We start from the raw sequence: 14,557 nt of genomic DNA on the forward strand, positions 1-14,557 counted from the left end.
TATGCACTAAGTTTTTGCAGGGTCAATACAAGGGATGGGCTATTTATCGCAAATACGCAAATACGCAAATACGCAAATACGCAAATACGCAAATAAATTGAACTTTATCCACTGAGGTTGCAAAGCAGACTTTACGGCCGTTAAAATCAAGTAAAGACGTTTCATTTCAGTGCTGCAGTGAGTGCCGCAGAAGATGACTGGTTATGTAGCTAGCTGTCTTATGATTATACATAGCAAGTAATTTGCGTTATTTTATCCGTATGATGCTGTGTGGAAGTCTACGGAGTTTATTCGTGTACCAAAAGATACCGTTTTTCCTGTTTCAACGTAAAGGTCAGAGCTACTTAAGCATTAGCCAGGCACTAGATAAACCCGTTGTCATCTCAGAAATGGATTTACTATTGTTAGCACTGTGCCGTGAACATAAAACCGAGGCTGTGGTGCCTTATTTTATGGCTCACCCCTGGGTAACCGCCTTAACACAAACCCCTCATGCTCAGGCCATTGCACAGCGAATAGCTTTTTACCAACAACAAAAACTTATCCCTTATAGCAATACCCAGCTTATCCCACACCAAAAACCTGCTATCGAATTATCTGACACCCCGCTCCCGGACAATCTGGCTGTTGGCAGAAACTGTACCATCGGCATTGATCTTAATGGCTTTTATAGTTGGTCATCTCGTAGCGGCAACTATATAAGCTTGTCATTAGAGCAAGCGCTACTTATTTTACATTGGCAGCCTGAGTACTCTGCAGAGCATTTTTATCATCTTAAAAAACACTTTTTTAAAGATCTTGATACCATTAAAAAGGATTTAAAACTGTTGTTTCACGCAGGATTACTGATCACCCGAACTCGCTTTGCGCAACAAGAGCAACAACAAATGCTGCCGTTCAGGTTAACGCATTCAACCCATCAAGACTGGCAAAGCTTAGCCACACGCCAGGCGATACCTGTTTACTTTGTGCCCCACATGGAGAACCATTTTCCGTTAGCATTGGGCATGTTATACAGCGCAATTAGCGCAGCACAACAACAGGGTTTGCTTATGCAATATCAGCTGGTGCCCATTCAATATATGGAACCTAATGCCTACTTGCAGGGACCGTATCAGAAATTTGGCCCAGGTATTTGGTTATTTTCAAACTACATGTGGTCTGCTGATCTAAATAATCGCTTGTCTGATTATGTCAAACGGCATAATGCTGGCAATTTGACCATACATGGCGGCCCAAGCACTCCGAATTATCCAGATGCCTGTAAAAATTATATGGATAAGCACTCAAGTGTTGATATTTGCGTGCATGGCGAAGGTGAAATAACTATCGTCGAATTACTGGCGCAGCTCACAACAGATACAACGCCACCCCGGCTTAATGTAGACGCTTTTAAACTGGCAAAAGTTGAGGGCATTACTTACCGAGATCCGCTCAGTAAACAAAGTCTTCGCACAGCTGACCGAGCCAGAATGAGTCAGCCCGAGGCCATACCGTCACCTTATCTTAGCGGGGTTTTTGACCAGTATGACGGCCGGGTAGAGGCAGCAATCATTGAAACCAACCGTGGTTGTCCCTATGGCTGTACATTTTGCGACTGGGGCAGCGCCACCAACCAGAAAATTAGCAAATACAATCTTGAACGGGTAAACGAAGAAATTGACTGGATTGGCAAACATCACATCCGGGTAATGTGGATAGCAGATGCCAATTTTGGCATGTTTGAACGCGATATCGGCATCGCGCAAACTATAGTAGACACTAAAAAGAAATATGGTTATCCAAAAGAAATCGTTGTTAATTACACAAAAAATGCCAATAAAAAACTGGTTGAAATTGTGCGTATTCTGACGCAAGGCAATATTATCAGTCAGGGTATTATTTCTATTCAAACTACTGATGAGCACACACTAGACGTCATTAACCGCAAAAACATCAGAACAGACCGTTATGATGAGCTGGCCGCTTTATTTAAAGAGCTACGATTACCCTTATCAACCGATTTAATGCTGGGTTTACCCGGCATTACCGTTGCGGCTTTTATGGCAGATTTACAAAAATACATTGATATGGATGTTACGGTAAAAGCTTACCCTACACAGCTACTACCAAATAGTCCAATGGCAGCACCAGACTACATACATAAATATCAAATTAAGGTGGATAAAGACAATTACCTGATATCCAGCATCAGTTACACCGAGCAAGATTTATTAAAAATGAAAGCTTTGTTTGAGCTGTATACCCTATGTGAAGGCTATGGACTGCTGCGCTACATTATGCGCTTTTTACAATGGGAAAAAGCTATTGATTCTACAGTATTTTTAGATAAGTTATTTCATATAGTCCGCCACCAGGCGCATGATTATCCGGTAGTCAACTGGACCTGTCGTACCTTTAATTTGGATAAATCAATCGTTTTCGGCTGGCAACGTTTTTATCAGGAAATAACGCAAATGCTCAGCACTGAATTTGGCATTAATGCAGACAGCGCTTTGAACTGTATTATTAGCCTAAACCAGGCAGTCATGCCTGACGACGCATTAACCTACCCCAGAACCATCACACTGGCGCATAACGTGGTGGCTTATTTTCAGCAGTCAGCACAGCCAAAACAACCACTAAGTCACTTTGCACCATGTGAGTTTACCGTAAGCGATCCAAACTCCCTGGTCAGTATTGACCCTAATCAACTGCAGTATGACAGCCATCAGTATTTTTGGGAGCTGTATTCTGACATTGCCAAAGCACAATCATTAACAAACTATGCGCTAAGCCAAACCGCCTAGACTCTAAAAAGATAAAGGCCTCTACTGAGGCCTTTTTTATAATATGTTAGTCTGGTTTTTTACCGATGTGCTTATCAAAAAATTCAAGCATTTTGGTATACAACGCTTCTCTGTTATCGACATTAAAGAAACCATGGCCATCTTCTTTTACCATCCATTCGTAAGGCTTGCCCGCAGCATCCAGCGCCTGACGTAAGTTATTGGCATGCACAATGGGTACACGCACATCTTTGCTGCCATGGACAATAAACAAAGGCGCTTTAATTTTATCAACATGATGCACCGGGGAAATACTGCGCATATAGTCATCGCCCTCACCGACATGGGAAGTGATAAACTGGCCGATAGTTCTGCTTCGACTGGCATCAGAGCCATCTCCGCGGAAAAACAATGGCATATCGTACACACCAACATAACCGACACTACATTGATACAAATCAGGCTCTTTAATTACACCCCAAACCGCAGCATAACCGCCATAGCTTCCTCCATAAATACACACCCGATCCTTGGCAGCTATACCTTGCTCAATTGCCCATAAAGTGCCATCAGTCACATCGTCCTGCATCGCCTTGCCCCACTGTAAACGGCCAGCTCGATAAAAATCATCCCCATGGCCACCAGAACCACGGAAATTAATTTGCAAAGTGGCGTAGCCTCGACTGGCAAAAAATTGTGCTTCTCGGTTAAAGCCCCAGGTGTCTACGACGCCGAAAGGACCGCCATGCACATTTACAATTAGTGGCAAATCTTTATTTACATTGGCTGGTGTAGTTAATAAACCCCGGATAATTTTACCATCGCGAGCTGAAAACTCGATGGCCTGCATCGGATGTAACTGTTGAGGTTTCAGCTGAGGCATAGCAGCGGCCAGGTAGGTTGCCTTGCCCTGCTCAGTGTCAAATAAGAAGAATTCACCAGGATTGCGATCACTGGACACCCGGAACAACGCCAGTTTTCCTTTACGATCAAAGGAGGTAATACTGACCAATTGACCAGGGAATGCGGCTTTTAAGCCTGCTAGTAATTTTGCGTCTTTATGCTCAGCATTAATAAACTCAATTTCATTAGCGGTTGCCGTGTAGCTAATAGCCAGTACCTCACCATCGTGGCTGTAAAAACCACGACCAATATCAGAGTAACTATGGCGGGCAATTAAATTCAGTTCTGAAGTTGCAAAATCGTAGACGAAAAGTCCGGCTACATCATCTTCGGCCATATCATGGTTAGATGAAAAGTAAGCTTTAGTGTTGTCAGCCGAAAAGCCCAACGGATTAACCTCTGGATTAGCCCGCTTAGATGGCAATGACAGTTGTTGCCAATCATTACCGCGTTTGTAATGAATAACGGCGCGGTTTTCATCAAAGGTTTTTCCTTCAATAAATTCTATACCAACCCGGATGGCACCACTGTTATCTGGCAATAACCCTGCAATCACTCCGCGTGGTTGATCATCAAGGTAGCGCTCGCGGGCACGGTTAATATCTAAAGTAAAAGCCCGCATACCATTACGTTCAGCGTAATGACGTTTACCAATTAAAATGCGATCGGGCTGATCTGGCAGCAAATGCAAAATGGTGTAAGCCGACATTTCGGTCCTGAATAACTCAGTACGGCGGCTACCGTCAATATTAGCGGCGTATAAATTCACGGGCGTGCCAGTCATGCTAACGAGATTGCCTGTTATCTCAGCAACTTCCATCAACACGCGGGTATCGTTACCCCAATGAAAATTCAAAACATGCATGTTTTCGCCAAAAGCAAAACTAGACAGAATAGCTTTATCTTTCAAGCGCATTACCGCCAACTTTACTTCGGTATCCTCCTGAAAGGTGAAAGCTATATTCTGACCGTTCGGTGATAACTTAATATTGTTAAATTTGGCATGCTCAAAAAAATGCCTTACCGGGATCGGTTGCTCTGCCAGAGCTGGCATGCCAGAAAACATAAGGACAAAAAATATCAGTATTATTTGTTTCAAAATTAACTCCATTTACAAAATTTTTCTCTATTGTACGTTGATAAAAAAACTAATTCTAGATTAAAAGTATTACAAATTATTTCTGGATAATTAATACCTGGCCAAATAATTGATTTTCGATCTCTAATAATTCTAAACTGAAATGGCAAGCTTGTTGTTGAAGGAATGCTTGCAACGCCGCTAGTTTATCAGCATTAAAAGCGGCTTGTCGTTGATCTAACAGCCGAAGCAAATTGGCTTTATATTGATTCTCATATTTCTCTAATGCCTGTAGCGCACCTTCAGCAGGCTGCATAATCAGCTTAGCTACTTTAGCCATCACATCAGTAAACCATAACTGATGCTCTTCTTTAAGCTGCTGTTTTATACTACTGACCAGCGTTAAAAGCTGCTGATTATGCTGCTGGCATTGACGTTGTATAGCTGGGTTTGCCGCGCTTAGCTGCTGTTGAATAAGGCTGCTGATTAACTGTCTGGCGCACTCAAAAAATGGTTTTTGTTCTAAAAATAGCTGCAACACCTTTATACCTGCCAGGCAATCCTGCGCCAGCTGAGTATCGTTGTGGTGCATAACGGCGACCAGTGTGCCCATTGGCGCCAAAACACGCAGTAGCTCAGTCACAGCAAGCTCTATATTTGCATACTCCAATGCAAACTGACTGGTGATCAGGTTAATACTGTTATCGGGGAAGGGAAGTTGCTCCGCAGGACAACAGGGATAAAACTTAATTTGCTTCAGTACATCAAGCAATTGCGCATTGTGTGCAAAAGTCACTAGTGGATTAATATTAGCAGCATCGGTGGCGTGAATATCAAAGGCCAATTGTTGTTGATTAGAAAACTGCCTTGCAGCTACAGCTATGGCACCATTGCCAGTGCCTATGTCAACCAATATTGCTGCCGGGGCAAGGGCAGCAAAGTATCTCTGCCAAAATGCTAATAGCTCGCCTTGATAACCGGCAGCTGCTGTACCTTCGGCAAAACTACTCAGACTGCTGGAATGCAACCAGTAGTCATTCCAATGCTGCGAGGTTTGCATAGTGTATTCCCAAAGAAAAAGGCAGGTATTACCCTGCCTTAAATCGTTTAAACCAAATTACAATTAGAAGCTTTGAGTATAACGAAGGTAAGTTATACGACCGAAAGCATTGTACAGGTCAAAGTTGTAATCACGCGAACCACGGGCTGCTGCTGAAGTACCAAACTGAGGTAACTTCTCGAAAGCATTCTGTGCACCGATTGAAATTTTCGCATTCCAAGGAGCATTGTAGGTTACTTGCAAATCATGGGTAGTCCAGGTTGCAATGTGACCAGCTTGAACGCCAGCAGTAACAGTGTTGTACTGTGAACCGATTACGTTGATGTTCCACGCAATGTCGAAGTCACCGAAGACGTACTGGTTGTTAATGTTGATACGTTGCTGTGGCAAGCCTGGGTCTTTTACGTTATTACGGCCACTGTCAACGCTGAAATCAAGGATGTGAGAAACATACAAATTATTGATTAAACGGCCGGCATTGCCAAAGTCAAAGTTAGCACGGATGTTTAAATCAATACCTGAAGTTTGCAAGGTACCTTCGTTACCAAAACCGGCATCGATACGAGTGATAAGTCCACCAGCATCACGGGTCACACCTAAACCTGCTGGAATTGTGTCACCAGAGGTGGTACGGTTAATCAGCGTTTGTGAGTCAAACGAGCGGATACGGTCTTCAATTTCGATGTTGTAGTAGTCAACAGTTAAGTTTAACCAGTCAGTAGGCTGATAAACCGCACCAAAAGCAATCTGCGTTGATGACTCAGACGATAAATCAGGGTTGGCGATATAAAACGCGTTAATCTGACATGGGTTATCTGCATTACCGGTAAGTGCTAAACAGGTAACAGGATCTGATACGGAATCAGCAGAAAACGACGTTGCCTGGGTTAAGATATCTAAGGTTGGCGCACGGAAACCTAAACCGTAAGAAGCACGTAACAATAAACCATCCATCGCGGTATATTTAACACCTACTTTAGGCGAGAAATCTGAACCATAATCTGAATAGTTATCCATACGGCCTGCTAATGAGACTTCTAAGTCGTCAGTGGCAGGTAATAACGCTTCAAAATAAGCCGCATTTACTGAACGTGAACCACCAGCAGAAGAACCTGAAGAACCACCCACTAAACCAGCCGCTGATTGTGAGTCATAAATATCAGCATAAAACTCTTCGCGACGTTCCATACCCACTGACGCCTGAGCAAAACCACCGGCCATTTCGAACAGGTCAAAAGCACCAGAGACATAATACTCATTGATGTCAAAAGTTGATTTACGAGCAGTAGTTACCACGCCTGCTTGCAAAACATCCAATGGGTTAGCACCAGGGCTTTGAATATCATAACCAAAACGGCATGATTGCGGATTGAAAGTGCCGTCTGAACAATAACCTGGGTTAAAGTTATTAACATTACTCCAGGCAGTAGAGGCCGCCAGATAACCATTACCTAAACCTAAGGTGGTATTGCGCACGCGACGCACACCAAAATCTACGTCAACTTCACCAACACGGCCTTGCGAGCCAATCAGGAAATCGATATTTTCGTTGTTAATGTCATTATCACGGTTACCCATGGCGGCAAAACGGTGATAGAAGAATACTGGCTGGTTTGGCCCTGCAAGCTCCGCGTTAAATGGAACGCGGTTAGGGTTGTTCGCATCATACATCCAGGCGCCCGGGTTAGTGGGGTTGTTGTATGAGTCAACCGGAGTGGCTAATCCGCTGTAAAAAATGTTTGAATCCGGCGCTGGCGCATAGCGGCCAAAAGAGTTTGTTTTTGCTACGCTGGCGTTAGCATAAATTGACCAGTCGTTAGCAAACTCATGATCCATTTTAACGAATACCGCTTCGTTACCAATTGAGGCTTCGTTAGCGTTAGTCGCGTTAAAGTTAAACTGACAACGATCTAAACCAGCGATAGGACCTTTAATAAAGTTTGGCTCTTCACAACCACCCGGCACTTCTTTAAATCCAGAGAATGCTGCACCGCGATAGTTATTACCAAAAATCGAGCTACCCGGCCGTACCCATGGGAAAGCGTTTTCGAAAATGATTGCGCGCTTGTTCCATGATACACCACCGATTACACGGGTAGTATCATTAGCAGAACCAAAAACAAAAGAACCGTTTTCACGTTCACCACCATCAGAGGGAACACTTACGCGGCCTGCACCAACAGTTAACTCAGCGCCGTTAAAATCGCGACGGGTAATAACGTTGATAACACCACCGATAGCGTCAGAACCGTATACTGCTGATGCACCATCAGACAGAATTTCAATACGCTCAACCATCGCCATAGGAATGGAGTTCAAATCTTGTGAAGAACCGGTTGATGGAGACATAGTCAGACGACGACCATCTACCAGAACCAAAGTACGGCTTGCGCCTAAACCACGTAAACTCACCTGGCTCACGCCCTGCGCAGAACTACCAGATTGCGGACGGAATGAACCGGCGCTGTTGAACGTCGTGTTACGGATTAAGTCAGCAACTGAAATTTCACCTGACAGTTCAATAGCTTCACGGTCAATGACGGTTACCGGTAAAGCACCTTCCATGTCAGTACGTTTGATACGTGAACCTGTGACTTCAATGCGTTCGACTTTCGCCGCAGCATCATCTTCTTCAGCCGCAGTTACTGACGCAGTAAAGGCAGTAGCAGAGGCAGCACCAAAGGCAATGGCTAAGCGCACAGCCTTGCTTAATTTATTATTCGTATACATGTATTTCTCCCTGGATCACAATGCGTGATTCTAATTTTGCAGTTACCATTCTTTATTTACGGCGTTTGGCTCTCCGTTTACCCCGGATTTCACTCCGGTTATCGCCGACTGATAATAAACGGTATTTTTCCACAGGGTCAACCGCTTTAATGGAACAATTATGATATTTAGTGGTCTGACAGTGCGTTTGCTGATTTTTTAGACAGTGCTTTTTTTTTGTAATTAAGCGGAGCTTGCCCACTAGCACCAATAAAAAACTTTTATAACCCTATGATTTTATTGCTCAACAGTTAAGTACTTCCGGCAATTTTCCTGCTTTACTTTTCTATTTCGTATACAAACACCGCTTTTTGGTGTATAGATAAATTTACGTATTAAATTGGTACGTCCAGATTAATTTAATTGCAACAGCTGAACTAAAACTATTTTTAACGTTTTTCAGCTAATTACTGCTTTGCAGCGATGGCTACAGCCGCTAAAATGAGTTCAACTGTAAATTTATACAGATTTTTTATGCTTAACGATGCGTTAAAAACCCAAATTCGGCAACTGCAACAAGCTATTAAGCAAACATTACCCAACTACCATGCCCGGCCTGGACAAAACCGCTTGATTGCTGAAATGGCCAAGGTGGTGGCCGGTGACTATCACCGTCATCAGCGTATTGCCTTAATCGAAGCCGGTACCGGTACCGGTAAATCGCTGGCTTATTTATTAGGTTGTTTACCTTATGCATTAAGCAAGCAAAAAACTCTGATCATTGCTACCGCAACAGTGGCGCTGCAAGAGCAACTGGTCAACAAAGATTTGCCGTTTTTTCGCCAGGCCACCGGCCTGGCGTTTGAATTTAGTCTGGTAAAAGGCCGGCAGCGTTATGCCTGCATGCAACGGCTGCAGCAAAGACTGAAACAACCTGAGCTATTTTCCTTTGCCGCCAGCCATGACGAATCTGTGTTGTTACAACGGCTGTTAAAGGCTTGGCAACAACGCAGCTGGTTGGGTGACAGAGACAGCCTGCCAGAAACAGTACCTGATGCCTTGTGGCAGTTAATCAGCGCGGCACCGCATCAGTGTCCAAAACATGATCACCGGCATAAACATTGCCCGTTCCAACTGGCCCGGGCAGAGTTGGACAATAGCCAGGTGTTGGTGGTCAATCACAGTTTATTGCTGGCCGATCTGGCCAATGGTAATGCCGTATTACCTGAACCAGAAGCCTGCATTTATGTGATTGATGAAGCCCATCATTTGCCAGATTGTGGCCGCGACTATTTTGCTGCAGAGGCCCAACTGACCGACAACACGCTGTGGTTGGAAAAGCTACGTAAAACCCTGCAACAACTGCACAGCAACCTGCCCGATAGCGCGCTGGCTACGTTACTAAAGCTGGATGATGCCTGCAGTGACTTTGCTGCCGCTCTCAAACCGATAGAGCGCAGCCTTAGTGACTACCTGCCGGTATGGTTTGCACAAGACAATAGTACTGAATACCGTTTCAGCCATGCTGCCTTACCGTCATTATGGCAAACTCAAAGTGAGCCCTTGCAGCAAAGCAGCCAACAAGCGCTAAATTTTCTGGATAAGGTCATCCCTATACTGCAAGAGGCGATCAACGAGGGGCGTATTGCCGCCAAACACAGCATCGCCTTGTTGCAGGAACTGGTGTTTTATCAGCAAAAATTCAGTCAGCAATCGGGCCTGTGGCAAAGTTATGCGCAACGTCAATCTGAGCCAGCCTGGCAAGCCCGCTGGGTAAGCCGGCAACAGCAGCAGTTATCTGCGCATGCCTGCCCGCTGGGCGTCGGTCAGCAATTACAGCAATTGCTGTTCAGCCCGGCTTTTGCCTGCATTTTATGCTCAGCCACCCTTACCGCATTAAACTCCTTTACGCCTATTCAGCGTGAGCTCGGCTTAAATGACAGCGAAGGCTTGCAGTGCCTGCAGGTGAGCTCGCCTTTTGATTATGCCAAGCATGCCCAGCTGATCTTGCCGGCAATGAATACAGAGCCGACCGATGCCGGCTTTACCGAAGAATTAATCAAGGTACTGCCCTCTTATCTGCCGAAAGAGCAAGCCAGCTTAGTATTGTTTGCCTCCTACTGGCAGATGCAGCAAGTCGCTAAGGCAATTCGCGAGCAGGGATATTCTTTATTGGTGCAGGGCGAAGCATCACGTCAGGCATTATTACAACTGCATCAGACGCAGTGTGAGCATGGCCACACCAGTATTTTGTTTGGTACCCAGAGTTTTTCTGAAGGCCTGGACCTACCAGGCAAGCTGTTAACTAACCTGATTATTACCAAGCTGCCTTTTGCTGTCCCAACCTCTCCGCTGGAACAGGCGCTAAGTGAAGCCATCAGCGCCCGTGGCGGCAACCCTTTTTTACAGTTAACCGTCCCGGTAACTGCAAGAAAACTGGTGCAAGCTTGTGGTAGACTGCTCAGGCAAGAGCAGGACAAAGGCCGGGTAATCATCTTTGATCAGCGTTTACGCACTAAAGCCTACGGTAAGGCCATGCTGGACAGCCTGCCGCCTTTTCAACGCCTGAGTCAGCTTGATATCGCTGTAATATCGACAGAAGAATGATGATTTATCATTGATTTTAACATTTTTAGCGCAAGGTAAGTGCAGGAACTGATGGCCGAACTGACTATGAGCATGGAGCTCATCTTAATTTTATGCAGTGTGGCCTTTGTTGCCGGATACATTGATGCTATTGCTGGTGGTGGTGGCTTGTTAACAGTGCCGGCCTTGCTCACTGCAGGTCTGCCACCTCATGTGGTACTGGGCACGAATAAACTGGCGGCGACCTTTGGCTCACTGACAGCAAGTATTACTTTTTACCGTAAAAAATTGTTTAACCCCTGGTATTGGCGACGCAGCCTGGCCTATACCGCCATTGGTGCGCTGCTTGGCACCCTGGTAGTAGATCAGCTGAGTACCGCTTTGCTGGAAAAAATATTACCTATTTTGATTTTACTGGCCGCCATCTATACACTATTCAACCGTATTCAACCGGACGACAGACTGGCATTGCCTGCCACCACCAAAAAACTCTACTGGCAGCAGCGGCTGCAAGGCTTAACACTGGGCTTTTATGATGGGGTGGCCGGCCCTGGTACCGGCGCCTTCTGGATGGTATCTACCATGGCGCTGTACCGGATAAATTTATTGCTGACCAGCGGTGTTGCCCGCACCATGAATTTTATCAGTAACGGCTTTTCGCTGGCGGCATTTATTATTTTAGGCCATGTGCACTTTACGCTGGGCATTGCCATGGGGCTATGTTTAATGTTCGGTGCCTGGCTCGGCGCCCATTCGGCTATCCGCTTTGGCAGTAAGTTTATCCGTCCGGTATTTATCCTGGTGGTGATAGGCATAGCACTCAGACTGGCCTGGCAGGCTTGGAGTCGCTGAGCTAGAGTCGCTAATCTGGAGTCGCAAAAAATGAGCTTACTAGAAACCTTAACAGGCCAGTTGCAGCAACTTGAGCAGCGGGCGCAGCAGCTGGATCAGCAAGTGAGTGCGGGTAAACCGCAACACTGGTTTGATTCCGCCCTGTTTAGTTGCCACTCCCCCAAGTTAGCTGATTATGTGCATGAAGCGCAGCGAAATTTACAACGGTTGCAACAATCAGAACAGCGTTTGTCTGCTGCCGCCCGCCAGCGTTTAGCCGAGCATTTACACCAACAGGTAGCCGCATTAAGCCGGGCCTTTGTTAACCAACATAACCGTCTGCCCACCCGCCGGTTAAAAGCGGTAGCACCGGTAGTCGCAAAAACTCAGGCGGCCTCCAGCCAGCAACTATATCAACAACTCAGTGAATACAAACAATTTGAACAGCGCCTGCAGGATATGATTAGCCAGGCCCAGCGCCACAATTCAGGGGGTGCTGAGGATGTTCAAGGCTCAGTCGATCGCACCCTGGTACTACATGCCCGCCTCGGCCGCTGCCGTAAAGCCATTGCCGAAGTAGAAGCTGCTATTATGCGCCTGGACACGGGGGCCTGACATGCAACCGCTGCCGGCACTGGTTTATGATGCCTGCTATAGTGCGTTGGCGCTGCCAGCAAATCACCGCTACCCCATTGGCAAATACCACGCCTTGCATCAGGCACTGCTTAACCTCGGGCTTCGTCCTGCCGATTTTTATCCGGCTGCGCCAATCACTGCAGCTGAGCTTTGCCGTTTACACCAGCCAGATTACGTTAGTGCCTTAATCAGCGGTAATCTTTCTAGCAAAGCCATGCGCCGCATTGGTTTTCCCTGGTCTGAGGCGTTAATAACACGTGCGCTGCAATCCGTTGGCGGCACATTACAGACCACCAGACTGGCCTTAGAGCAAGGACTGGCTATTCATTTAAGTGGTGGTTATCACCATGCGCTGGCGGCTGAAGGTGCCGGTTTTTGCTTGTTTAACGATTTAGCAGTGGCCGCCCGCCTGATGCAGCAACAAGGCGTGGGCCCCATTCTGATTTTTGATTTAGATGTGCATCAGGGTGATGGCACGGCCGCCATTTTTGCCGACGATCCGCACATTATCACCGCATCTATTCACTGTGAAAAAAATTTTCCGGCCCGCAAGCAGCCTTCAGACTGGGATGTCGGGTTGCCTCGAGGCTGTGAGGATGCGCACTACTTAGAGACCGTGCAACAAAGCCTCGATGCCTTACTGCAGTGGCACCGGCCGGAGCTGGTGCTATACGATGCGGGTATTGATGTGCATGTAAAGGATGAGCTGGGACTGTTAAATATCAGTACCTCGGCTATTTATCAGCGTGATCAACTGGTGTTAAGCCGTTGCCGCGAGCTGCACATTCCGGTCGCGGCAGTAATTGGTGGCGGTTATCAGCGCGATATTAACGCTCTAACCGCCATTCACCTGCAGCTGTTTAAAGCGGCATTTACGCTTACTGGCTCAGACTTGGCCAGCAAAATAAAAACCTAACTGCCGCTTAATGGTCGGCGGCAGCACCGGTAAGGCATGCTTTGGCAATAAAAAAGTCGCCATATTAAATAAGTCAGTGTAAATACGGTTTTTCTCAGTAGTGCGTTTTAAATAATCATGGCCAGACGAACCACCAGTGCCGATTTTTGTACCTAGCATCCGTTGCACCATCATCGCATGCTTGTAACGCCAAATTGTCAGCTGCTCGTCAATATCGGTCAGGCAGGTTAACAGCTGATAAGGCAGGTTAAACATCGGCTCTTCCTGATATAGATTAATAAATAGTGCTGAGAGTAAGGCTTTCTGGCTTAAGCGGAAACTACCCTGCTGTTGTAATTGCTGATATTGATCGGCATCTAACAAGGCACGGAATTGATCCTCAGTTCGGGCAATTTCCGCTAACTGCAACTCGCGCTCAGCTACCGATATTTGCTCGATGCTTTGCACGGTGGTTTTATCATTGGCCAGCATAGTGTCGGTGGCCTGACGGTACATCTGCCAGAAGCTAAAATCGGCAAACTCTAAAAATGGCATACGCTCTAACCACTGCTCAAGACGCTCAAATAAGCTCGGCGCATGCTCTAGCTGCTGTAAAAACAGCCGATCTTTCTCATTTAAGCGGCTGTAAAACTGATTTTTATCAAAATCAATACGGAATTCGCTTTTCAGGCCTAAACCAATTTCCAGCATTTTAAACTGGATACTCTGAAAACCTGAGGCCGGTACTAAATAATCCCGAAACGACATAAAATCTTGCGGCGTCATGGTTTCCATTACCGCAATCTGTTGATTTAAATGACGTTGTATAGTAATAACGCGTTTTAATTTATGAACTATACCGGTGAGTTGTTCATCCTTTACCTGCTCTGCAGCAAACACCTGCTGCACAGCAGCTAATTCGTGCAGTATTTGTTTAAACCATAATTCGTATACCTGGTGCACAATAATAAACAGGGTTTCATCATGGGCTTCTGCAGCATATTTGGCACTTTCCGGCGCCTGTGCCGTTAAGATTTTATCTAATTGCAGGTAGTCACCGTAGTAACATGGACTGGTATTTTTTTGCATGA

Annotated in this window: 9 protein-coding genes; 5 read left to right on the top strand and 4 right to left on the bottom strand. The window is 45.9% G+C overall.

Translation table 11 applies throughout. The annotated features are described in order from the left end of the window. The first annotated feature begins 293 nt into the window (after positions 1-293). Positions 294-2,789, top strand: a complete 2,496-nt coding sequence (locus tag V7D78_RS00770) for a B12-binding domain-containing radical SAM protein (protein ID WP_333606512.1) — start codon at positions 294-296, stop codon at positions 2,787-2,789. Positions 2,790-2,835: 46 nt separating this feature from the next. Here V7D78_RS00770 and V7D78_RS00775 read toward each other — a convergent pair whose 3' ends face one another. The 3 genes from V7D78_RS00775 to V7D78_RS00785 form a co-directional block, all read right to left on the bottom strand. Then, the gene (locus tag V7D78_RS00775; protein WP_333606513.1) at positions 2,836-4,770 is read right to left on the bottom strand and encodes an alpha/beta hydrolase family protein; all 1,935 of its coding nucleotides are present in this window, start codon (positions 4,768-4,770) and stop codon (positions 2,836-2,838) included. 76 nt (positions 4,771-4,846) lie between these two features. After that, positions 4,847-5,809, bottom strand: coding sequence for a class I SAM-dependent methyltransferase (locus V7D78_RS00780; RefSeq protein ID WP_333606514.1), 963 nt, complete (start codon positions 5,807-5,809; stop codon positions 4,847-4,849). Between the two features lie 63 nt (positions 5,810-5,872). After that, positions 5,873-8,509, bottom strand: coding sequence for a TonB-dependent receptor plug domain-containing protein (locus V7D78_RS00785; protein WP_333606515.1), 2,637 nt, complete (start codon positions 8,507-8,509; stop codon positions 5,873-5,875). Between the two features lie 510 nt (positions 8,510-9,019). Here V7D78_RS00785 and dinG point away from each other — a divergent pair. The 4 genes from dinG to V7D78_RS00805 are packed head-to-tail and all read left to right on the top strand — an operon-like array spanning position 9,020 to position 13,487. Continuing rightward, complete coding sequence (gene dinG, locus V7D78_RS00790) at positions 9,020-11,125, top strand: ATP-dependent DNA helicase DinG (RefSeq protein ID WP_333606516.1); 2,106 nt, start codon at positions 9,020-9,022, stop codon at positions 11,123-11,125. A 51-nt stretch (positions 11,126-11,176) separates the two neighbouring features. Beyond that, positions 11,177-11,956, top strand: coding sequence for a TSUP family transporter (locus V7D78_RS00795; RefSeq protein ID WP_333606517.1), 780 nt, complete (start codon positions 11,177-11,179; stop codon positions 11,954-11,956). A 30-nt stretch (positions 11,957-11,986) separates the two neighbouring features. Continuing rightward, entirely contained in the window at positions 11,987-12,550 is a 564-nt protein-coding gene (gene priC, locus V7D78_RS00800) for a primosomal replication protein PriC (RefSeq protein WP_333606518.1), read from the top strand. A 1-nt stretch (position 12,551) separates the two neighbouring features. Then, positions 12,552-13,487 carry a histone deacetylase family protein gene (locus V7D78_RS00805; protein ID WP_333606519.1) on the top strand — a complete coding sequence of 312 codons (936 nt, stop codon included), beginning with the start codon at positions 12,552-12,554 and terminating at the stop codon, positions 13,485-13,487. On the opposite strand, the gene V7D78_RS00810 is transcribed toward V7D78_RS00805, so the two are convergent. Next, positions 13,458-14,555 carry a tryptophan 2,3-dioxygenase family protein gene (locus V7D78_RS00810; protein WP_333606520.1) on the bottom strand — a complete coding sequence of 366 codons (1,098 nt, stop codon included), beginning with the start codon at positions 14,553-14,555 and terminating at the stop codon, positions 13,458-13,460. The two genes, V7D78_RS00805 and V7D78_RS00810, sit on opposite strands and share 30 nt — an antisense overlap. Positions 14,556-14,557: the final 2 nt, after the last annotated feature.

Origin of the sequence: Arsukibacterium sp., assembly GCF_036735525.1 — a bacterium.
In the GTDB taxonomy this organism is placed as follows: domain Bacteria; phylum Pseudomonadota; class Gammaproteobacteria; order Enterobacterales; family Alteromonadaceae; genus Alishewanella.